The following is a 22,681-nucleotide window of genomic DNA, read 5'->3' as shown; positions in this document are numbered from 1 at the left end:
AAAAAAGGCAAATGGCAGTCAGTCTTGAGATGATATAATGATACTGAATGTCTACATGAGGGGGCGGATTATGAAAAAAAAGCGTTTTTACATTCGGACAGGCATCCTCCTTGTGCTGCTTGCAGCGCTTGGCTACACGCTGTACAGCGCCGTGTTTCAAAACACGGAGAGTGTGGCGGTGGGGGAAAAAGCTCCCATTTTTTCGCTGGAGGATGTTGACGGCAACCGTCTCAAACTGGACGAACTAAAAGGCAAAGGGGTATTTTTAAACTTTTGGGGAACATGGTGCGAACCATGCAAAAGAGAATTTCCTTATATGGCGAATCAATACAAGGTGTTTAAGGATAAAGGGGTGGAAATCGTCGCCGTCAATGTCGGCGAATCGAACCTCGCCGTCCGAAACTTTATGAAAGACCACGGCGTCAATTTTCCGGTTGTGCTTGATAAAGACAGGCAGGTCCTTAACGCATATGATGTCACACCGCTGCCGACCACGTTTTTGATCAACCCTGACGGAGAGATTGTCAAGGTCGTGACGGGCGAGATGACAGAACGGATGATCCACGATTATATGAATATGATCAAACCAGAGGGATCGTCATGATGAAAGAAATCAAATGCGAATGCGGCCATGTGAATCCGGCGGGTACCGTTTTGTGTGAATCGTGCGGAAAGCCGCTGGTCAAACAGGATGCCAAACTCCTTGACATGCGGTATGACGGAAGTGCGAGACGCTCTCAAACCTATAATAAAACGATCGTAGATAAAATATGGAATTTCTTTTCGTCTGTAAAGGTCGGCGTCTGGCTGATCGTCATTACGCTGACAGCATCCGCTTTTGGAACGATATTTCCGCAGGAAATGTTCCTGCCGCCGGGTGCGCAGGCTGATACATACTACAGCGAACAATACGGGCTTCTCGGACAAATCTATTATGCTCTCGGTTTTCACAATCTCTACGGTTCATGGTGGTTTATTATTCTGGTTGCCTCAATCGGCATTTCGCTTGTCATCTGCAGCCTTGACCGGGTCGTTCCTTTGTACAGGGCTCTGAAAAACCAGGGCGTCACGCGAAATCCGAACTTTATGGAGAGGCAGCGCCTATTCAGCCGGACGGAAGCGGACATGTCTGAGGACACAAAATCGCAAATCATCGGTAAGCTGAAGAAAAAACGATACCGCGTCAAGGAAGAAAACGGCAACCTATTTGCCGAAAAAGGCCGTTTTTCAAGGTGGGGCCCATATGTTAACCATATCGGACTGATTATATTCCTCATCGGGGTCATGCTCAGATTTGTCCCGGGCATGTATGTCGACGAAACCCTTTGGATCAGGGAAGGGGAAACGGTGCCAATTCCGGGAACTGACGGCCATTACTATTTGAAAAACAACCGGTTTATAAAAGAAATGTACGACAGTGAAAAAGAAAAAGAAGTATTTTCAGAGGCGATCACCAAAGCTGGTGACGGGACTGTCGCAAAAACATATCAAACCGATGTTGAACTGTATGAAAGAAAAAATGACAGCCTGCCGGGCGAAGCGCCTGAATTGAAGAAAGTGAAAAACGGCAAGATCAAGGTCAATGACCCGTTGAAATTCGGTTCATATGCACTCTATCAGCTGACATACAAGGAAGGCGAGCTCGACAAAATGGTGTTTCAGCTGATTGAAAAAGACAGCGGGAAATCCTTCGGCAAAGTGGCAATCGACCTCTTGGAGCCGAAACCGGAATATGATCTTGGTAACGGTTACAAAGTTCATATAGCAAGCTACCTGCCGGACTTTTATTTTAACAAAGACGGGGAACCGAGCACGAAAACGAGGAATCCGAACAATCCGGCATTTGTATTCCAGATCACCGCACCGGATAAGCCTAAAGGAGAAAAAAGTTTCGTGGCGATTCAGGAAACAATCGAAGGTTCTGACGACAATAAATACAAAATGAAGTTTGACCATGTCGAAACGAAGAATCTCTCAGGCCTCACAATTAGAAAAGATTTGACTTTGTGGGTGCTCATTGTCGGCGGTGCCATCTTTATGATCGGCGTCATTCAGGGGATGTACTGGCACCATAGAAGGATCTGGCTCAGAACGCTGGACGGGCATGTGCTCGTCGCCGGACATACGAACAAAAACTGGTACGGGCTGAAGCAGGACTTGAAGGCCGCGCTCGCGGATACGGGGATATCCGAACCGGCCGATCAAAAAGAACTGTCAAAGGAAAAAAAATAAACGGCCAGCATAGGGAGGGGTTTTCATGGCAGAGTTAAGCGGCAATTTATTGTACGCGGCATTTCTCTTGTATCTCTCAGCGGTCTTCTTTTTTGGCGGCTCCATCAGGAGCAAGGCTTCAGACCGGAAGAAGAAGAACCGCTGGGCATCGATCGCAGTGTTGATCACGATCATCGGATTTGTATGCCAGTTTGGATATTTTATTGCGAGATGGATCGTTTCCGGACACGCGCCGGTCAGCAATCTCTTTGAATTTACAACTGCTTTCAGCATGATGCTCGTCCTGGCGTTCATCATCATCTACTTTATTTACAAGCTGTCTGCATTGGGACTGTTTACGCTTCCCGTTGTCCTGCTTTTGATCGCATATGCCAGCATGTTTCCGACCGATATCACACCGCTGATTCCGTCGCTTCAAAGCAACTGGCTGTATATTCATGTCACGACTGCAGCCCTCGGGCAGGCGATTCTCGCCATCAGCTTTGTCGCCGGCGTGATCTTTCTGCTCAAGCATGTGGATCATTCAAAGCCGGGCAAAAAAACGTTCTGGCTCGAATGTGTCATGTTTATGCTTGTGACAACGCTCGCGTTTATCCTTGTGACGACCTCATTCCGCATTGGGGGCTATGAGGCGCAGTTTAAGTGGATTGATAAAGACAACCAGGAAGACGTCATGATTTACGAGCTTCCCGCTCTTATCGGCCCGAATAAAGGAGAACTTTTAACGGAGGAGAGAATGGAGCCGCTTGTCAATGTGCCGCCCATTTTTTCAGGCCGGAAGCTGAATACCGTTCTCTGGTCGTTTGGAACCGGCGCCTTGCTTTACGGTGTCATCAGGCTGATCATCAGAAAACGCATCAGTCAGCTTCTTCAGCCGCTCGTGAAAAATGTGAACCTTGACCTTGTCGATGAAATCGGCTATCGCTCCGTTTCGATCGGCTTTCCGGTTTTTACGCTTGGCGCGCTTATTTTCGCGATGATATGGGCACAGCTGGCGTGGAGCAGATTCTGGGGCTGGGATCCGAAAGAAGTCTGGGCGCTGATTACATTTTTGTTTTATGCAGCTTATCTGCATCTCAGGCTTTCGAGAGGCTGGCACGGCGAAAAATCGGCGTGGCTCGCCGTCATCGGTTTTGCCATTATTATGTTTAATCTTATTTTTGTAAACCTTGTCATCGCCGGGCTTCACTCTTATGCATGATCCGTGCGGTGCAGGAAGGTCCGGGCTTTTCACCGGGCCTTCCGCAGCTTTTTGTTTTAAATTGAGGAAAGGCATTCTTGGCTTGGCTTACAATCGCTTTTCTAATAAAATGAATGTAAGAAGATTCAAATCAGGAGGTTTACGATGGAACAGACGAAAGAGACAAAAATATTAGTAGTAGATGATGAGGCAAGAATCAGACGACTTTTAAAAATGTACCTTGAAAGGGAAAACTACAAGATCGAAGAAGCCGAGAATGGCGATGAAGCCATCGACAAAGCCCTCGGCAACGATTACGATTTAATCCTGCTCGATTTGATGATGCCGGGAACCGACGGCATTGAAGTATGCCGCCAAGTACGCGATAAAAAAGCCACTCCGATCATCATGCTGACGGCGAAAGGCGAAGAAGCGAACCGGGTGCAGGGCTTTGAAGTCGGAACCGATGACTACATTGTGAAACCTTTCAGTCCGAGGGAAGTGGTGCTGAGAGTCAAGGCGCTCCTAAGAAGATCATCGCAAACCTCTTACCTGAATACGGATACAACGGCAAAAAATGTGCTTGTTTTTTCTCACTTATCCATTGATCACGATGCTCACAGAGTCATGGCGGACGGAACGGAAGTCAGCCTGACGCCGAAAGAATACGAACTGCTTTACTTTCTGGCCAAAACCCCTGATAAAGTATACGATCGTGAAAAGCTGCTGAAGGAAGTATGGCAATACGAGTTTTTCGGCGACTTGAGAACGGTCGATACCCATGTTAAACGTTTACGTGAAAAATTGAACAAAGTCTCGCCGAAAGCTGCGAAAAAAATCGTAACAGTATGGGGCGTCGGGTATAAATTTGAGGTCGGAAACGAATGAAGTTTTGGAAGAGCGTAGTCGGTAAACTGTGGTTTACCATACTGCTTTTGGTTTCATTTGTCTTATTTATCCTTACGTTCTTTCTGCTCGAGTTTATTGAAAACTACCATGTAGATGAAGCGGAAGCTGATTTGACAAAGCTCGCCAGCAAGGTGGCCGTCATCATGGAAAACCATAAAGACCAGGAGACAGCCAGATCGATTACATGGGAGCTTGCCGATGAACTGACGAGCATCGCCGTCATCAAAAATGAGAATGAATATTGGTATTCACCGCGGGAACATCAAAAAGTGGCTTCCATCACATTAAAAGATATTAAAAACGATCCAGATCTGAACGAAGCGCTTCGCAAGCATCAAAAAGTGCAGAAGAGGACGGTTATCTCCAATCAAAAGAACGATCAGCTGATTGTCGGCGTACCCTACGGGAAAGGCGAAGATGAAGGCATGGTGTTTCTTTCTCAATCGCTTCTTGCCGTCAAGGATACGACACAGCATACGACGAGGTATATCCTCTTTGCCGCTGCGATTGCGATTGTGTTAACGACGATTTTCGCTTTCTTCCTCTCAAGCCGGATTACCTACCCGCTCAGAAAAATGCGGCAGGGTGCCCAGGACTTGGCGAAAGGGAAGTTTGATACGAAGATTCCGATTCTGACCCAGGATGAAATCGGCGAGCTGGCGATTGCCTTTAACCAAATGGGGCGCCAGCTGAAGTTTCACATTACGGCACTCAATCAGGAAAAGGAGCATTTGTCGAATATCTTAAGCAGTATGGCCGACGGCGTGATCACCATTAATATCGACGGGACAATCCTTGTGACAAACCCTCCGGCTGAACGCTTTTTACAGGCTTGGTATTATGAGCAGAACATGAATGTAAAAGAAGGCCATGAACTGCCTCCCGAAGCGCGAGAGCTTTTTCAAAACACCGTCAGCACGGAGAAAGAGCAGATGATTGAAATGACCCTGCAAGGCAGAACATGGGTGCTGCTCATGAGTCCGCTGTACAATCAGTCCCATGTACGCGGAGCGGTTGCCGTGTTGAGGGATATGACGGAGGAAAGACGGCTTGATAAGCTGAGAAAAGATTTTATCGCCAATGTCAGCCATGAGCTGAGAACACCGATTTCGATGCTTCAAGGGTACAGTGAAGCGATCGTTGACGACATCGCAAGCTCTGAGGAAGAAAAAAAGGAAATCGCCCAGGTCATCTATGACGAGTCTTTAAGAATGGGAAGGCTTGTGAATGATTTGCTGGACCTTGCCAGAATGGAGGCGGGGCATATTTCCTTAAACGTTGAACCGGTGGAGCTCCGCGAGTTTTTTGAGAGAGTGTTCAGAAAGTTTTACGGAGTGGCCGGGGACAAAAATATTACGCTTTCTCACAATCTTGATCTGCATGAAGCAAAATTTGTGTTTGATCCGGACAAAATGGAGCAGGTTTTAACCAACCTGATTGACAACGCGATCCGCCATACAAATGCCGGGGGCACCGTTCATGTCGATGTGCAGTCTGCTGAAAGCGGGCTGAAGATTGCCGTGAAAGACTCCGGCAGCGGGATTCCCGAAGAGGATCTGCCGTTTATTTTTGAACGCTTTTATAAGGCCGATAAAGCAAGGACGAGAGGAAAAGGCGGGACTGGCCTCGGGCTTGCGATCGTCAAAAACATCGTCGATGCACACAACGGATCGATCACCGTCCACAGCATGCTGAACGAAGGTACTTCCTTCACGTTCTACATTCCAAGAAATAAGCAGGATGATGGCCAAATTTGACGAAGAATCTTGTTCCATACGAAACAAAGAGCACCTGTTCATGCAGAACAGGTGCTCCGTTATTTGAGAACAAAATGTATCCAATTTGTAAAATGTCTGCTTATCCTGAAACGTTTTTGCCTTTGTTACCGTTAAAAGAGTGGGAATTCCAAAAGACAGATGGTCTTCGATGAAGAATTTGGGATAACCGGAAACTTTGTCATAGTAAAAACGATATGGACCCGTTCTGATCATCTATAAAAGGCCATTCATTTTTTTCTGCGCCTTAAAGCCCGCCAGCGATCCAATTGCGGAAAGTCAAATGTTGGTTTAGATTTATGTATCATCTCTATAGAAGGATGCGAGAAACAAAAGAGATTTTTAGAAACATAAGCTTGAAACAGGGAATGAGTGATGACTTTATGGATAAAACCAAAATACTGATTATTGAAGATGATGAAGCAATTGCTGATTTGCTTTCATACGGGCTGACGTCCGAAGGTTTTGAAACGTGCACGGTCAATAACGGCTCCTTAGGCATGCGGGAATTAGATCAGTTCAAACCTGATCTTCTGCTGCTCGATTGGATGCTGCCTGACTGCAGCGGATTGGATATTTGCAAAACAGTGACCGAAAGCTATAATATTCCGATCCTGATGATCACCGCCAAATCAGATATCACGGATAAAATACTCGGGTTGGAATTCGGGGCCGACGACTATATTACAAAGCCGTTTGATCTGCGCGAAGTTGTCGCGAGAATCCGCACGATCCTTCGGCGTCTGGAACAAGCCTATCATGTGAACGAACGGGAAACGGAAAAAGAGGATGAGATCCGGTTTAAAGATATTGTGATCGTTCCGGGTGAAAGACTGGTGAAAAAAGACGGATCAGCCGTCGAATTGACTCCTAAAGAATATGATCTGCTGATGACTTTGGTTGACCATCGGGGAAAAGTTTTTACGCGTTCAGAGCTTTTGGAATTCGTTTGGGGATACGATTTTTTCGGTGACACCCGCACAGTTGATACCCATATTCAAAGGCTCCGCAAAAAGCTTGATGCAAGCGACTTGATTAAAACGGTGTTCGGTATCGGATATAAATTCGAGAAGCAGGAGGAGTAGAGAGTGTTACGGACCATCAAGGGCAAGTTTATTGTTGGCTTTTTTCTGATTTTTTCTCTCTCTTTCCTTGTGCTCAATCACACGGTTAAGAACGTGATTTGGTCGAGTAATGAAAAAATTGTAACATCTGATTTAGTCGAACTGAAAAAAAACAGTATCGTCTATGTAAACCAGGCATTTTTAATCAATCATTATAAAAACAATGAACTTTATTTCGGTGATATGGCCGATGAAATGGTAGATAATTTGAATCACTCCACAGGAAGCAATGTCGGTGTTTATACCGTGAAGGGCGCATTGTTGTCTTCTTCTGATCAGAAGGCGTTTTCCCGAGGGAGTGATGAAGATCTGAAACAGGCGATCAAAGGAAAGACTGCCTATCATATCACTTATAACCGCAACAAAGCAGAAGTGTTTTTTTCATATCCGGTTGTCGTTGAAGGCACAAAAGTAGGCATATTGCGTTTTTCGAAAAATTTCGACCTGCTGTATAAGCAAAGCGGAGAGGTTCTGGATATTGTTTTTTACATCGCGCTTGCCATATTTGTGGCGGCGTTCCTTTTCTCCTATATCCTGTCCAGACATATCACGATTCCGCTCGTCAAGCTGACAGATGCCACCTCACAAGTCAAGAAGGGCAAGCTGGATATGGATATCCACTTTAATAGAAAAGATGAAATCGGCCAGCTTGCCGTCAACTTTAACGATATGATCAGCAGGATTCGAGAACAAATTTTAACCATTGAAAGAGATCGTGACCGTTTAAAGGAATTGAACGAACAAGAAAAACGATTTTTTGACAATATGACGCATGAGCTGAAAACACCTCTGACCTCTATCCAAGGATATGCTGAGATCATAAAAAATAAAGGGGAATCGGATCGGGCTTTTTTTGATAAAGGAATGAACCATATTGTTGAAGAAAGCCGACGCCTGCACAATTTGGTGATCAAGCTTCTTGAAGTATCCCGGGAACAGTCCAAAGGCGCTCAATTTGACAGGGTCGACGCAGGGGAAATTTTAAAAGATGTTTGCGAATCGATGAAGTTTCGGGCAGAACGGTATAAGAAAAAGATCACCTGTGACATTGAAGATGGCCTGTACGTTCACAGTCATGTGAGCAGGCTGCGCCAGCTTTTCATCAATCTGCTGGACAACGCCATCAAATACAGCTTATCTCATTCGGAAATCATCATTAAGGCCGAAATCACTGGAGAAAACATTCTTTTTACATTCAAGAATCCAAGTGCTCCATTGGAAAATGACCAACACTCCAAAATGTTCCAGCCTTTTTATTCAGTCAATCAGAAGATTAAGGAAGAGGGAAGTGTAGGCTTGGGATTAAGCATTGTGAAAACAATTGTTGACGAACACGGAGGAACAATCGAGATGTACTACAAGGAAAACCAAACAGTGATTCATGTTGAATTAGCTTACGCAAAGGTTGAGAAATGATGAAAAACAAACCGTTTATCATTTGGGCAGGAGTGCTGTTGTTTCTGGCTATTATCGTGTCCAGTTATAATGTCGGAAAAAGATCTGAAACGATTATCATCCCAAGCGGGGAAGACAATCATGTCGGTGACCAGAAGACCCGCCCTTTTCAAGTCAATACGATCTATCGCCTTCCAAAAGCAGGGCAGCTGCTTGGCTGGTCTTCACCGGATTCCGTCGTCGGTTTTTTCAAGGGAGATGGGACATCTGAACGTACGGCGCGCAGTCTTCAGCGTCTTTCCTCCCCCTATGAAAAAGCCGAAATCGTAAAAGGCATTGAAAGCAATATGTCCAACCTAAAAATGTCTCCAGACGGAAAGCGTATCGCCGGAGTCAATTTGGGATTAAGTAAGGCATCCATGCAGCTGATTTCGCCGGCGAACGGTAAAAAAACGGAAATCGCCAGCATCTCCGCCAGCAATGAGGTCTATGTCCAAGATGTTTCATGGTCAAATAATAGCAGATACGTTTGTTACCTCGTTTTAGATGCCGGACAAGGGAATCAGACAAGCCTCCGTGTTTATGATACGGCTTCCGGAACGCTTAAAACGTATACATTGAACGATTTTGCGGAGAAAAACTCGCTTACAGGCGTTAACATCTCTGATAATGGACGAGATTTTCTGCTTACCGAGTTGCAGCGTTCCGACGAGTACGGAATCAGAATGGGAACGATTGACGGCAACCGCATTAAAATCCAGGACAAGCGTCTGGACAGCCGCGGCGGGCCGGTTTGGTTAAACAATGATCAATTTGTATTCCTGGACACAGGAGAAACCCTGTACGAATATGATCGCAGAAACGGCGAGCTTTCTGCTTTGCTCGAAAAAGTAACTGTTTTTAAATTCTCAAACGACTTAAAGAAAATCGCTTACTCTTTGAAGGATGAAGACAATATCTATGCAGGCAAGCTTCAGGGGAAAAATATCCTCTATGAGGAACCGATATACCACGGCACCATCCCTTCGGAAATATATTGGAGTCCGGACGGCAACAGCCTGCTCGTTAGCGCTCAATACCAGTATCCTTCAATGGAGAGTGCATCGGCGCGATTTTTAGAAGAACAAGCTTATATCATCACATTTAAATAACCGCTGTTTGAATATCAGGCAAAAAAACCTTATTTCAGTTAAATACCGAAATAAGGTTTTTCTTTTCACCCGTTTATTCCTTTCTTACTGTTTCCTGAAAGGTAATAAGTCTTATTATTGTTCCTCAAAAAATGATGTATTTCCTCTTTTTGTGACATTTTGTTTACAAGTTGGTCGAACTTCTGCGATATCTTCCCCTTATATTTAAAGAGCATCCTTCTTATAGAACGTTGTCTTCAAAATAGCAGCTTGAAAATTGTCATTTGTATGTGACGAGATTAAAAGAAACCTAGTGATTGATAATTACAGCTTAAGGAGTTGGAAAAAGTGTCAAATTCACCAAAAGAAGATCATAAATTGAGCGCACTAGGAAAATTAGTGCTAGGTATGTTGATTGTACTGGGTGTCACTTTGTTATGCATTTCTTGGAATGCACTTGCCGGTCCAAAGCAGGAACCGCTAAAAGAAAATTCCGCCGCTTCAGCACCGGTGACGGGAGGCAAACATAAAGCAGAGAAAAAAGAAAACAAGCAAACAGCGCCGGAAATCGGAAAGGTCGTCTACTTGTCATTTGACGACGGGCCGAATCCTGCAGCTTCAGATAAAATCTTAAGTTTGCTCGATAAGTATCATGCAAAAGCTACTTTTTTCATGTTAAAACCGAATATCGAACAAAATCCCGATATTGTGAAGAAAATGGTTGAAAACGGCCATTCTGTCGGCTCTCACGGAGTGACGCACCAAGTATCGAAAATCTATAAATCTCCTGAAAGCTTTGCAGCAGAAATGAACGATACGCTGAAAACGATAAAAGAAACGACCAACATTGACACACATTTGATCAGATCGCCTTACGGATCAAAGCCTTATATTACCGGTCCATTTCAAGAAGTCATTAAGCGCGACCATTTTAACCTTTGGGATTGGACTGTTGATTCAGAGGACTGGAAATCTGCAAATACGAACGGTCAATTTGTGAATAATGTGATTCAGCAAGTCAATAACCTTTCCGGTGTTGAGCCGCTTGTCGTATTAATGCATGAAAAACCGACGACCGCGGCCCATTTGGAGAAACTATTGAAATACTTCCAAGAAAACGGATATGAAATGAAACCAATGCATGATTCGATCAAACCGGTTCATTTCAGATGGAATTAAAAAATATGAGATGCATGAACAAGGAAGGGATACTATGGTGAAAATGAGAAAAAGAAAACGAAAGATGAAAAATGTGATATTGTTTGCCCTCGCGCTAGTGATCACGATTGGCAGTGTGGTGTCATACGGGATTTACCGTACCGTCGCAAAATCAATCAATGGAATGTACGAGCCTCTTCACCGGGATGCCGAGCAGAAGGATAATGCTGCGCATGATCCTATATCCATTCTCTTATTAGGGATAGATGAGCGCCCTGGTGATAAAGGACGACCGGATTCTATGATTGTGATGACGATTAACCCGGAGACAAAGAAAACGACAATGACAAGTATTCCGCGTGATACAAGGGTGTTTATCAAATCGAAGAATAAATTTTCGAAAATGAATTCGGCCTACACCTATGGCGGAATTGAAGGGACCGTTGAAACTGTAGAACAATTTTTGAACATTCCAATCAATTATTATATTAAAATCAATATGGATGGGTTTAAAGATATTGTGGATGCAATTGGCGGCGTAACGGTGGATAATCAGATTGATTTCACCCTTGAAGGCGTGCATCTGTCAAAAGGGAAGCAGCATCTTGACGGCAAAACTGCTTTGACATATGCTAGGATGAGAAAAGACGATCCCCGCGGTGATTTTGGACGTCAAGAGCGGCAGCGTGAGATCATCAATGAAATTATTCATGAAGGTGCCCAATTAAAATCATTAACAAACTATCAAGAGATTTTGACAGCATTAGAAAAAAACATCAAAACAAACTTAACACTGGACAAGATGATCGATATTCAACATTCTTATAAAGAAGCTGCTAAGAATATTAAACAGATCGAAATTGAGGGTGAAGATAAAAAAGTTGACGGCTTATGGTATCACCTCGTGACTGATGAAAAGAGAAAGGCGATTTCCAAAAAGCTTCGCCAACAATTGGACTTAAAGTCATAAACGGATGAAAATCAGGCCATTTCAAAGGAACCGCCTTAAGGAACGTTCCGATTATGAGTATTCGGACACAGCTCAGTGAGAAGCTTGGCACCTGTTCATTTAGAACAGGTGCTTTTATGCTTGTGAAGTTAAAATTAACCTTAACTTTAGTTAAACCCCCTTTCCATTTTCATATGTTCGTAATATAGTTGTAATAGTTGTAATGTAACCTTTTAAGATTGACAAACGACAATAAATTGAACGGAGGGGTTTCAGGTGGAAGAAACCTTTCAGAAAATATATGATCAGTATCATCAAGATTTATTTCAGTTTTTATTTTATATGGTAAAAGACAAAAACCAGGCAGAAGACTTAGTTCAGGAAGTATACATCCGCGTTCTGCATTCTTATGAAACATTTGAAGGCAGAAGCAGTGAAAAAACCTGGCTTCTTTCGATTGCGCGGCACGTTGCGATCGACTGGTTCAGAAAGCAGCAGACGATCCGCCAGCGGATTTTGGGGACGTTTGACTGGGAGAAACAAGATGTAAAAGACCGCAAGCCTCTGCCTGAGGACATCGTGATGCAGAATGAAAACCTGAAGGAAATTTTCGAAGCCCTTGACAAGTGTACGCTTGATCAAAGATCCGTTATCGTATTGCGGTTTATCCAAGGGTATTCGATCAGTGAAACGGCAAAAGCCTTAAATTTTTCCGAAAGCAAGGTAAAAACCACTCAGCATCGCGGTCTGAAAGTGCTTCGTAAACAGATGGAGCTTTTGAAGGAGGATCCAAAGAATGAAGAAGTCAGAATGGAACGAAGAACGGCTGAAGGCGTTACTAAGCCAACTTCCAACGGTTAAGGATAATCGTTCGGCAAATCAGATCTATCAAAAGCTGATTCTCGCACCAAAGCGTAAATCACCGAAAAAACGGGTCGGCGCATTTGCTGCTACAGTTTTGGTTCTCTTTCTTTTGATGCTGATCACTCCTCAATTAATCGAACAGATCAAATCTCAAAACAGCGCCGACGCTAACATTTCATCTGACGGAAAATTGGTGCAGACGGAGGCTGATGCTGCCAAGTCTGAACCTGCAAATACGTTTGTCGTCTCCCAGAATCAAAAAGACGACTATATCACCTTCGCTTTCCTTGATGAGTCCAAGTCTGTCGTTGTCCCGATAAGTCTTGAGAAAAGCATAAGCATGACGAATCTTGAAGATGCGCTTCACGCGTACAGCCGGCTTAATGTGGACCAATTTACATCATTTGATACAGCTTATCTGGATCAGGTGAAGTTCAAAGAACAGAAAAACGGTAAAAAACTGACGATTCAAGTAAATGAAAAAATACCGGAGCTTTCAGTGGAAGATTTCGAACGGCTGAAAAATGTGATCAATGAAACCTTTAAATGGGGTTCATATGATTCTGTTTTGTTTATTTCCGATGATAAATCCGGCGTTGAATTTGAATCATTCGGAATGCTCGCCGATATGGCGATTATGCATCAGACGCAAAAAGGCTACTATTTATATGAAAGCTCTGACGGACGCCGGTTCCTTGCACCTTCAAGCGAATCTTACGAAACGGTGCAGGAAGCGATAAAGATGATGAAAAATAAAGAAAGCGGCACTCATTTACAACCCATTCTATCCGATGATACGCAGATTGAAGATATTCAAAAGAATGGAAAAGAACTGATCATTCAATTTTCTTCCTCCGCGAATATTGAAAATAAACCTGAAGACGTCTTGATGGTAGAAGGCCTTCTATTGACCGCCAAAGATTTCGGGTTCACAAAAGTGAAATTTAAAAATGCATCCACAACCAAGGTCGGCGCTTATGACTTGTCGAAATCTGTACAGGTTCCGTACGCACCGAATCCGATAACGATAGAAAGCTAAAAGACTCCCTGCGCGGAGTCTTTTTTTGATGTATAAAATGTATTGATTTGGAAGTATACTAAGCTGTCTCCGAATAGGGGGAATTTTACCGCAGATGCTTGTAATAGGAGGATATGGAAAACCTTGAAGATACTCAGACATCAAAACTTCCTGTTCGCGTTCGCATGGCTTTCGGGGCTTGCGTTTCTCGTCACCGCGCCGGGGGCGGCAGCTTCAGAGTGGATTGAACCGATTAAAGGGGAGATCACAGATCAATTCGGGACGAGAGACGGAAAGCATAAGGGGCTTGACATCGCCGCTCCCGAAGGGGAGGCTGTAGCGGCTGCCGCAGACGGAACGGTAAGCAAATCGTATCAATCCGAATCCTACGGCCACGTGATATTTATCAAACATGACAACGGGTATGAAACCGTTTATGCCCACTTAAGCAAACGCCTGAAAAAGGAAAAAGAACGGGTGAAAAAAGGCGAGCAAATCGGAATCATCGGCAATACGGGAATATCCACCGGAACCCACCTGCATTTTGAAATGCATCACGGTTCATGGACTGAAGATAAAAGATATGCAATCAATCCGCTGACAGTGCTTCGTGAAGAGGCGTTCCGGCAAAATGCTGTCCACGTTCATCAAAACACCGGGACAATGAGCGGTGCGGTAATTGTTCAAAAAGGGGACACGCTCTGGAAAATCAGCAAGGATCGCGGTATAGCAATCAAGGAGATCATGAGAATAAACGGGTTGAAACATTCGAAGCTTAAGACGGGCCAAACACTCCGCCTTCATGACGATGAACCGAAGACCGGCACATATGTGGTGCAGAAAGGGGATACGCTTCATCATATCGCTGAAAAAATGGGCGTTACTGTCCGGCACCTCAAAGAATGGAACGATTTGAAAGGAGAGCAGATTTATCCCCGCCAGCTGCTTGAGATCAAGGAGAGTTCCTAAAAAAACGGAACCCGAAAGGAATTTCTTTCAGGTTCCGGGGCTTTTTATTAAGGAAGATCGATGACTTTAACAGACACGATATCCGGGATGTTTTTCAACTCATTTAAAATGTTGTCCTCAAGGTGGCGGTCAAATGAAAGCATCATGATCGCTTCTCCGCCTTTTTCTTTTCTGCCCACCTGCATAGTGGCGATGTTGATGTCATGGTCTCCTAAAATTCGTCCAACATGGCCGATAGCCCCCGGTTTATCCTGGTGGTGAATATACACAAGGTGTCCTGCCGGATAAAAATCGATATCAAAGCCATTTAAGGCAACGATGCGACCGCCGAAGTGCGGAATGTACGTCGCTCTTAAAGAGAATGTCGTCACATCTCCGGTGACAGTTACAGAAATGCAGTTTTCATAGCCTGACTCATTGGAAGAAATTTTTTCGCTGAAGCTGATGCCGCGCTCTTTCGCGACAGTGCCGGCATTCACTTCGTTGACGGTAGCCGCGACCCTCGGCTTCAGGAATCCGGCCAAAAGGCTTTTCGTAATAAATGACGTTTCAAGCTTGGCGATAGAGCCTTCATATTGGATGGCTACATCTTGAACAGGCTCATTCATGCATTGGGACACAAGGTTTCCGATCGTATTGGCAAACTGATGATAAGGCTGGATTTTTTCGAATGAATCCTTTGTCATGGCCGGCAGGTTGATCGCAGACATCACAGGATTTCCTTGCGCATACTGAAGGACTTCTTCGGAAACTTGTGCAGCAACATTCAGCTGGGCTTCTTTCGTTGAAGCGCCCAAGTGAGGAGTCGCGACCACAAGCGGATGATCGATCAGTTTTGAATCGACCGGAGGCTCGACTTCAAACACGTCGAGGGCAGCGCCTGCGACATGTCCGCTTTCCAAAGCTTCCAAAAGCGCCGCTTCATCAATGATGCCGCCTCTTGCACAGTTCACGAGACGAACACCTTTTTTCGTCTTTGCGATGGTTTCTTTGTTCAAAAGTCCCTTCGTTTCTTTTGTGAGCGGGGTATGAACCGTAATGATGTCGGCGCATGCCAGAACTTCTTCAAAGCTGTTCGCATTAACGCCGAGCTTGCTTGCCCTTTCTTGAGTCAGAAACGGGTCAAATACATGAACGGTCATGCCGAACGCTTTTGCGCGGCTCGCGATTTCGCTTCCAATCCGGCCCATTCCGATGATGCCGAGCGTTTTTCCGTAAAGCTCTGAACCGACGTAAGCCGAGCGATTCCACTCCCTTGATTTAACGGAGATGTTTGCCTGCGGAATATGTCTCATTAACGCTGAAAACATTGCAAAAGTATGTTCAGCAGTTGAAATTGTATTTCCGTTTGGCGCGTTTACGACGATGACACCGTGCTTTGTCGCCTCGTCAATATCGATATTGTCGACGCCGACACCTGCTCTGGCAACGATTTTTAGCGAAGTCATCTTTTTAAACAATTCTTCGGTCACCTTCGTGGCGCTCCGCACCAAGAGAGCGTCAAACGTATGAAGCTCGTCTTCCGCTTCCGCAACATTCTTTTCTACAATTTCAACAAAATCTGCTTCCATTAATGGTTTGAGGCCGTCGCTGGACATTTTATCTGAGACCAATACTCGAAACATGTAAGATTTCCTCCTAAATAAGCGTCATAAATATCTGATAATTTACCATATTCCATAAAGGGTGTCAATGAGTTTCGCGCGGAAAGACGAAAATTAAAAATGAAATAACTGTGAATGTGCGGTTTTTAGCGTGTGGAAAAAGTGAGTTTGCCGAAATATCCTGAAGGACGTCTCAAAACAGCGCAATAAGCTTTGAATCTGTACAATTTTTCACAATTCATTTATAATAATATCAGTATCAAAAATAAATAAGATCAATCTTCGGGGCAGGGTGAAATTCCCTACCGGCGGTGATGAGCAAGCGCTCTAAGCCCGCGAGCCTCTTTAGGGGCAGGATTCGGTGCGATTCCGAAGCCGACAGTATAGTCTGGATGGGAGAAGATGGAGGTTCCGTGCGTTTTGAAATGATATTTTCAAACGTTTATTTGACCTGTCTGTAAAACAGCCCCGCTTTTTCAATAAAGCGGGTTTTTTGTTTAGGGCAGGGGAAAGAACCATTCCTCTTTTCGTGAGATGTGATCGAAAAGGAGAGAGTGACAAAATGAAACACAACAAGGTGAGACGTCTCGTCTCAATCAGCATGCTGAGCAGCATCGCATTTATTTTAATGATGCTGAGCTTTCCGATCTTGGGGGCATTCCCGTATTTAAAAATCGATTTCAGTGATATCCCGGCACTGCTCGCTGTGATTTTGTATGGTCCGGGAGCCGGAATTGCCGTTGAAGCGATCAAAAATGTGCTGAATTACTTTATTGCCGGAAGCGCCTCAGGCGTTCCGATTGATCAGGCGGCTAACTTCATTGCAGGAACATTGTTTATCCTGCCGGCGGCTGTGCTGCTGAAAAAATCAAGTTCTGCCAAAGGATTTGTCACAGCTCTTTTCGCCGGGACGCTTGTGATGGCCGTTTCGATGAGCATTTTAAATTATCTATTGTTTCTGCCTGCCTACACTTGGTTTTTAAATGCTCCAGCGTTATCGGGAGAAGCGCTCAAAACCACAGTTTTGGCCGGAATTCTGCCTTTTAATTTCATCAAAGGCATCGCTGTGGCTCTCGTGTCCACGCCGATTTTCCTTTCGTTGAAACCGCGGCTGAAGGAAAACGTCCGCATGGCCGCCAAATAAATAGACATGAAAATACCCGGCGCTGTGCCGGGTATTTTCTGCTGCAGAAGGAGCCGGCTTCTTTTTGCTTGTGGGCGAAGCAGTGCTTATTTGATAAAAAAAATCCGGTACCTTGTGTACCGGATTTTTTTTTGCTTTATTCGTGTTTAAGCGGGTCGCCTTCGAACGGCTCATCCGCAACTTTGATCGAATCTGTAGGACAGCCTTCAAACGCGTCCATCATGTCTTCTTCCAAGACGTCAGGGACTTCGACGACACCCTGATTGTCGTCAAGGGTGACAAACGCGATTCCCTCATCGTCGTAATCATAAATATCAGGAGCCGCAGCACCACAAGCTCCGCATGCGATGCACGTATCTTTGTCTACAATTGTATATTTTGGCATGAATAAAAAACCTCCCAGATTGTTCTTCGTTGGAACAAATGGTTTAACCCTCTATCTATCCGATATGAAACCTATTCCCATTCCTTATTGTAATGGTGTTAATCTTACATTTCAACTCAAAAATATTGAGAATGCTTATCACACAAGGGTTCTACTGCTAACATACCCCTTTTATATGAGTTTAAACGTCGATTTCTCCGCAAAATCTGTTAAAATAAAAAGAAGAAAAGATCGAATGTTGCCGGAAGATTGTAGGTGATGATATGCCGGTTCATTTTTTTGACGCCATTGTGCTCGACATTCTGTCATCCATGAAGGGTGAGCGTTCTTCAAGCGCGGTCTATCATTTATTAAAAGGAAAAAGGTCGTCACAGACGATACAGGATGCCGGTTTATTTGCCGTTTCAAAATACTTCGGCTTTTGTTCGGCTCTGTCGAGAGAGCAGGTGACAGTCAGCGTTCAGCAATTGAAACAGGAGGCTTTGGTCAGAGAAAAAGCGGAAAGCGGCGCTTACACCGTCACCGAAAAAGGAGAAGCGGAACTTGCCGGCTTTTTTGCCCTTTACCCGTGGCCCCGCCATTTTCACGGCGGCTATTATCAGGCGGCAGCCAAAATCATGTGGGCAAGGATGTCGCTTTTGATTCAAGTGCTCTCCAACAAGCTTTACCGCGAACGCGTGTATTTGCCGATCGTAAAAGATTATCAGGTTCAGAACTGGGTTAAACAATATTTAAGAAACCGGAATCCCGTTGAAACAGCAGCCCAGTTTCACCATGAGCTGAAAGAGAAGCTGTCTGTTTTGAATCATGATGAACAGGCCGCTATTTTTGTTCACTCCCTGACTTCCGGGGCAAAAGCGGGCTATACATTTCGACAGCTTTCCGAAAAAATGGACCTTGATGAGTGGTACATATATGCACTGTTTTGGGATGTTCTGCATCATTTTATTCAATCCGCCCAAAATGGTGATAGTCCGCTTTTTCAAACGCTCATTCAGGACATTCCTTTAAAGGATGGTCTCACACAATCGACGAGAAAAACGCTTTTTCTTATAAAAGAAGGGCATACAATAGACCGGATCGCAGACATTCGAAAGCTGAAATCGGCGACGATCGAGGATCACATTGTGGAAATTGCCATTCATGATCCGTCTTTTTCCATCGATCAGTACGTATCGAAAGAGGAGCAGAAAATCATTGCCGATTATGCGAAAGCGAACCAAACCAATAAAATCAGACAAATTAAAGAGGGGCTCGGCGGCCGCTACAGCTATTTTAAAATCCGCCTCGCTCTGTCGAAAACGGTGATCAGGAATGGATAAACTTCATCAGGCGCTTCGCCGGTATTTTGGTTATCATACGTTTAAAAAAGGCCAGGAAACGATCATCAAAAGCGTGCTGGAGGGGCGGGACACGGTGGCGATGCTTCCGACAGGAGGCGGGAAATCGCTGTGCTATCAGCTTCCAGGGCTGTTGAAAGACGGAACCGTCCTGATCGTCTCGCCGCTTTTGTCTTTAATGGAAGACCAGGTGCAGCAATTAAAGATGCGCGGAGAGAAGCGGGCTGCGGCCTTGAACAGCGCTTTGACACACCAAGAAAAAAATGACGTATTAAGTCGGCTTCACAGTCTCAAATATCTGTATATTTCACCAGAAGCGCTCCAGTCCGGCCAAATGCTGAATAAGCTTCAATTGCTCAATGTCAGCCTTTTTGTCGTTGATGAAGCTCACTGCATTTCACAATGGGGGCATGATTTCAGGCCAGATTATTCGAAGCTTGGAGACATCAAGGCGCTCCTCGGTCATCCCGTCACTCTGGCACTTACAGCGACGGCAACGGAAGCGACATTGAAGGACATTTCAGATATGCTGGGGCTTAAAGGCGCCAATTATTTGATCCATTCCGTTGATCGCCCGAACATTGCGCTTCATATTGAAAAGCTTCGGGATACCGCTGAGAAGACGGAGCGGCTGACAGAGCTGGTTCAAAAGCTGCAAGGTCCCGGTCTTGTTTATTGCCCGACGAGAAAATGGGCTGAAGAATTGGCTGACATGCTCCGTGATGAGACTAAATTGAGAACGGGATTTTATCATGGCGGGATGGAGGCAGGCGACAGGATGCTGATCCAGCAGCAGTTCATCCGCAACCAGCTTGATGTGGTCTGCTGTACAAACGCCTTCGGTATGGGAGTGGACAAGCCTGATGTCAGATATGTGATCCATTTCAGCCTCCCGCAGACGACAGAGGCGTATCTGCAGGAAATCGGACGTGCGGGCAGGGATGGAAAGCAGAGTGTCAGCATTTTGCTGAAAGCTCCGGGAGACGAGGAAATCCAGGAGCAGCTCATTCAAATGGAAGCTCTCTCTCAAAGTGATATCGGCTTTTTATACGAAAAGCTTGCCGGAGTGAAAGATGAGCGAAGCCGGCGGGAAGTGCTGCAGCAGGCCGGTTTATCGGAAACGCAAGCCCGCCATTTTCTACATCTTTATCAGAAGGTGCATCATCTGGGCGGCGACGGCCGGGCGGTCATTCAGAGGGAGATGGACAGCCGCAGGGAGCTCAAGTTGAAAAAAGCGGCGGGGTTCGCCGCCGTCACCGAAAGCGAAGGGTGTTTCAGGGAAAGCCTGCTCGCTTATTTTAATGAACAAAAAGAACTGCTGGAAACAGATGACACAGCGTGTTGTACATCCTGCGGTTTAAGTCTTGAAGCATACGAAGCCAAAGGAGACCGTCCGTCTATGAACAAATTGACAGCGTGGGAAGAAGAATTAGATGCCATATTTGCCGCCAGCTGTGATCGTGTATGCTGAAAAAGCAGTCGGAAATCATACGTCGCCTGTCAGACAGGGAAATGCTGAAACAGCTCTATTTTTCCCAGATGCTGATGCTTTTTACCGCATTATTGATGGGCATCTTTTTATTTGATGATGCAGACGATTTTTTGTCGCTTTGGAATCCATCGGACTTGAGCATCTTGAAATACGGGGCGCCGCTCGCGGCTCTCGTGATTATCGCCGACCTGATGGTGATGAAATGGGCTCCGAAGCATATGTATGACGATGAAGGGATAAATGAAAAGCTTTTTCGTGAACGCTCGTACCCGCATATCGTGATTCTTACCCTTTTCATTGCATTTGCAGAGGAAATATTGTTCAGAGGCGTTATTCAGACGCATTTCGGTCTCTGGGCAGCGAGCATTATTTTCGCGATTTTGCATTTTCGTTATTTGAAAAAATGGCTGCTGTTTGTAATGGTTGTGTCCATCAGCTTTTTGCTCGGATTGAGCTTTGAATGGACAGGGAATTTATTCGTTCCTGTGACGGCACACTTTTTGATCGATGTTGTATTTGCGTGCCAGATTCGTTTTCAACACGTAAGGAGGAGTTCGCATGACGGAGATGTCAAGGATAGAGAGGAAGAAGAAGGAGCAGGAGAAGACCCGTGCTGAAATGAGCCGGGAGGCGGCCGCGGCTGTTGAACTGAAGACACCTGATGATGACATTCCTTCCAGGCAGACGTATCACAAAAAAAAGAAGCACAGCAAAAAAAAGAATAAAGACAGAAATCCGCTATTCACGTCACTTGCAGTCATGTTTGTTTTCATTCCGATCATCGTCTTCGTGGTGTTTATGTACATGCTGAACCAAGACAAAGGCGGCGATTCCAACTCTGATCAGTATGATAATGTGTTTTATGAAAACAAATCCGGTGAGACGGGAATGACGAATGAAAATCAAAACGGTGAACAAGAAGCGGATCAAAAGGCGGCTTCGCAGCATACAGCCGCCGCCCTTCAAGAAGAAAAGCTGAAAGAGAGCAAACAATCGGAAAATAAAGAGAATGAACCGTCAAAAAAAGACGAGCAAAAGGAAAAAGAGCAGCCTAAAGAGGCAAAAAAAGCTGAGGAGAAGCCTGTCGCTGCAAAGAAGCCTACCGCGCCGAAGCAGCCTGCGAAACAAGAGAAGAAAACGGCAAGCGCAGCTCAAACGCCGCCCGTTCAGCAAGCGCCGCAGCCCAAAAAGGTGCTGAAGCACACGGTTGGCGAAAAAGAGACGCTCTATCGGATTTCGATGAAATATTATAAGAACCGGTCAGGAGAGGAAAAAATCCGCAATTATAATCAATTATCAGGCAACAATGTCTACACCGGCCAGATTCTGAATATCCCGATTTATTAACAATGGCATCATTTTGCCCGCGAATACATATACATTGTACTATCAAATAGGACAAGGTGTGAGGACTGTGGGAAGCGAGCTTGAAGAGCTGAACCGTTTTACGGACGAACCGACGAAACAAATGCTCCGCGCCTTAATTAAAAGGAAGAAAAAGTACGAAAACTATGCCAGACAGACATTCAGGTGGCAGGCGCTGGCGGCGATATGTGCGGTTTCGTTTTGTTTGTTTGCAGCGTCAAAAGGGCTCGGGCAAAACGGCTTCCTTTCCGGCTTGCTGAATGACTCCGTCTACCTGCTTTGGATTTTGTCGGCCGCTTTTGCATACAGCACCGCTTACTATTTTAAAAAGAAGGAAGAAAAAGCAGAAGGGGAATTTCATAAGCTGAGATGCGAGATTATTCAGAAAAGCACGGATTTATGGCCCCAGCCTGAAGAGTGGAAATCAAGGGAAACGGTTTTTAAGATCATGAAACAGCAGTATGACATTAATCTTTATTTTGAAAGCAAATAAAAAAGACGTTTTCTTATTAAAAGAAACGTCTTTCAGCTTGTCGACAAAGCCATAAAAAGTGGCTTGATCGACAAGCTTTTTTTGTTAAAATGTGAGTGAAATCTAGTTTTTGGAGGTTTTTCCATGTTGTCTAAGCACTCTAAAGATCAGCGCGA

At 44.9% G+C, this 22,681-nt stretch carries 20 protein-coding genes, 1 pseudogene and 1 riboswitch; of the genes and pseudogenes, 19 read left to right on the top strand and 2 right to left on the bottom strand.

What is annotated here, in order from left to right; translation table 11 throughout:
* Positions 1-70 precede the first annotated feature (70 nt).
* The 13 genes and pseudogenes from resA to KI350_RS22235 form a co-directional block, all read left to right on the top strand.
* A complete protein-coding gene (resA, locus tag KI350_RS22295; protein WP_003183090.1) occupies positions 71-604 on the top strand; it encodes a thiol-disulfide oxidoreductase ResA in 534 nt (177 codons plus the stop codon).
* Positions 604-2,232 carry a cytochrome c biogenesis protein ResB gene (gene resB / locus KI350_RS22290; RefSeq protein WP_025808105.1) on the top strand — a complete coding sequence of 543 codons (1,629 nt, stop codon included), beginning with the start codon at positions 604-606 and terminating at the stop codon, positions 2,230-2,232. The genes resA and resB overlap by 1 nt, the downstream gene beginning before the upstream one ends.
* 25 nt (positions 2,233-2,257) lie before the next feature.
* Entirely contained in the window at positions 2,258-3,433 is a 1,176-nt protein-coding gene (ccsB, locus tag KI350_RS22285; protein WP_003183086.1) for a c-type cytochrome biogenesis protein CcsB, read from the top strand.
* A 144-nt stretch (positions 3,434-3,577) separates the two neighbouring features.
* Positions 3,578-4,300, top strand: coding sequence for a response regulator transcription factor (locus KI350_RS22280; protein ID WP_003183084.1), 723 nt, complete (start codon positions 3,578-3,580; stop codon positions 4,298-4,300).
* Positions 4,297-6,078: an ATP-binding protein gene (locus tag KI350_RS22275; protein ID WP_003183082.1), complete on the top strand. Its 1,782-nt coding sequence runs from the start codon at positions 4,297-4,299 to the stop codon at positions 6,076-6,078. Before KI350_RS22280 ends, KI350_RS22275 begins: the two co-directional genes overlap by 4 nt.
* A 401-nt stretch (positions 6,079-6,479) precedes the next feature.
* On the top strand, positions 6,480-7,181 hold the full coding sequence (locus KI350_RS22270; protein WP_020451997.1) for a response regulator transcription factor: 702 nt from the start codon (positions 6,480-6,482) through the stop codon (positions 7,179-7,181).
* A 3-nt stretch (positions 7,182-7,184) separates the two neighbouring features.
* Positions 7,185-8,636 (top strand): HAMP domain-containing sensor histidine kinase, encoded by a 1,452-nt coding sequence (locus tag KI350_RS22265; RefSeq protein WP_020451996.1) that lies wholly within the window; start codon positions 7,185-7,187, stop codon positions 8,634-8,636.
* A complete protein-coding gene (locus KI350_RS22260) occupies positions 8,633-9,766 on the top strand; it encodes a WD40 repeat domain-containing protein (protein ID WP_020451995.1) in 1,134 nt (377 codons plus the stop codon). The genes KI350_RS22265 and KI350_RS22260 overlap by 4 nt, the downstream gene beginning before the upstream one ends.
* Before the next feature lie 327 nt (positions 9,767-10,093).
* Positions 10,094-10,924 (top strand): polysaccharide deacetylase family protein, encoded by an 831-nt coding sequence (locus tag KI350_RS22255; RefSeq protein ID WP_020451994.1) that lies wholly within the window; start codon positions 10,094-10,096, stop codon positions 10,922-10,924.
* A gap of 34 nt (positions 10,925-10,958) precedes the next feature.
* Positions 10,959-11,873 (top strand): LCP family glycopolymer transferase, encoded by a 915-nt coding sequence (locus KI350_RS22250; RefSeq protein WP_025811215.1) that lies wholly within the window; start codon positions 10,959-10,961, stop codon positions 11,871-11,873.
* 255 nt (positions 11,874-12,128) lie between these two features.
* The gene (gene sigX, locus KI350_RS22245) at positions 12,129-12,713 is read left to right on the top strand and encodes an RNA polymerase sigma factor SigX (protein WP_003183073.1); all 585 of its coding nucleotides are present in this window, start codon (positions 12,129-12,131) and stop codon (positions 12,711-12,713) included.
* A complete protein-coding gene (locus KI350_RS22240; protein ID WP_020451992.1) occupies positions 12,649-13,755 on the top strand; it encodes a GerMN domain-containing protein in 1,107 nt (368 codons plus the stop codon). The genes sigX and KI350_RS22240 overlap by 65 nt, the downstream gene beginning before the upstream one ends.
* A 123-nt stretch (positions 13,756-13,878) precedes the next feature.
* Positions 13,879-14,499 (top strand): annotated as a pseudogene (locus tag KI350_RS22235) (peptidoglycan DD-metalloendopeptidase family protein); the annotation flags it as partial.
* Positions 14,500-14,750: 251 nt separating this feature from the next.
* On the opposite strand, the gene serA reads toward KI350_RS22235, so the two are convergent.
* Positions 14,751-16,328, bottom strand: coding sequence for a phosphoglycerate dehydrogenase (gene serA, locus KI350_RS22230; RefSeq protein WP_020451990.1), 1,578 nt, complete (start codon positions 16,326-16,328; stop codon positions 14,751-14,753).
* A gap of 253 nt (positions 16,329-16,581) precedes the next feature.
* Positions 16,582-16,715, top strand: a riboswitch (FMN riboswitch).
* A gap of 154 nt (positions 16,716-16,869) precedes the next feature.
* On the opposite strand from serA, the gene KI350_RS22225 reads away from it, so the two are divergent.
* The gene (locus KI350_RS22225; RefSeq protein WP_020451989.1) at positions 16,870-17,451 is read left to right on the top strand and encodes an ECF transporter S component; all 582 of its coding nucleotides are present in this window, start codon (positions 16,870-16,872) and stop codon (positions 17,449-17,451) included.
* A gap of 136 nt (positions 17,452-17,587) precedes the next feature.
* Here KI350_RS22225 and KI350_RS22220 read toward each other — a convergent pair whose 3' ends face one another.
* Positions 17,588-17,836, bottom strand: a complete 249-nt coding sequence (locus KI350_RS22220; RefSeq protein WP_003183064.1) for a ferredoxin — start codon at positions 17,834-17,836, stop codon at positions 17,588-17,590.
* Between the two features lie 263 nt (positions 17,837-18,099).
* Here KI350_RS22220 and KI350_RS22215 point away from each other — a divergent pair, with 263 nt between their 5' ends.
* From KI350_RS22215 to KI350_RS22195, 5 genes are all read left to right on the top strand, one after another.
* Positions 18,100-19,158: a YpbB family protein gene (locus tag KI350_RS22215; protein ID WP_020451988.1), complete on the top strand. Its 1,059-nt coding sequence runs from the start codon at positions 18,100-18,102 to the stop codon at positions 19,156-19,158.
* Positions 19,151-20,647 (top strand): RecQ family ATP-dependent DNA helicase, encoded by a 1,497-nt coding sequence (locus KI350_RS22210; RefSeq protein WP_020451987.1) that lies wholly within the window; start codon positions 19,151-19,153, stop codon positions 20,645-20,647. The genes KI350_RS22215 and KI350_RS22210 overlap by 8 nt, the downstream gene beginning before the upstream one ends.
* Positions 20,641-21,285: a CPBP family intramembrane glutamic endopeptidase gene (locus KI350_RS22205; RefSeq protein ID WP_020451986.1), complete on the top strand. Its 645-nt coding sequence runs from the start codon at positions 20,641-20,643 to the stop codon at positions 21,283-21,285. The genes KI350_RS22210 and KI350_RS22205 overlap by 7 nt, the downstream gene beginning before the upstream one ends.
* A gap of 1 nt (position 21,286) precedes the next feature.
* Positions 21,287-22,015: a LysM peptidoglycan-binding domain-containing protein gene (locus KI350_RS22200; RefSeq protein ID WP_025811217.1), complete on the top strand. Its 729-nt coding sequence runs from the start codon at positions 21,287-21,289 to the stop codon at positions 22,013-22,015.
* Between the two features lie 121 nt (positions 22,016-22,136).
* Positions 22,137-22,526 carry a YpbF family protein gene (locus KI350_RS22195; protein ID WP_229029999.1) on the top strand — a complete coding sequence of 130 codons (390 nt, stop codon included), beginning with the start codon at positions 22,137-22,139 and terminating at the stop codon, positions 22,524-22,526.
* Positions 22,527-22,681 lie beyond the last annotated feature (155 nt).

This window comes from Bacillus sp. J41TS8 (genome assembly GCF_018333035.1).
GTDB lineage: Bacteria > Bacillota > Bacilli > Bacillales > Bacillaceae > Bacillus > Bacillus paralicheniformis.
Note: the sequence above shows the minus strand (reverse complement) of the source record. Positions and strands in the feature narration are given on the sequence as shown.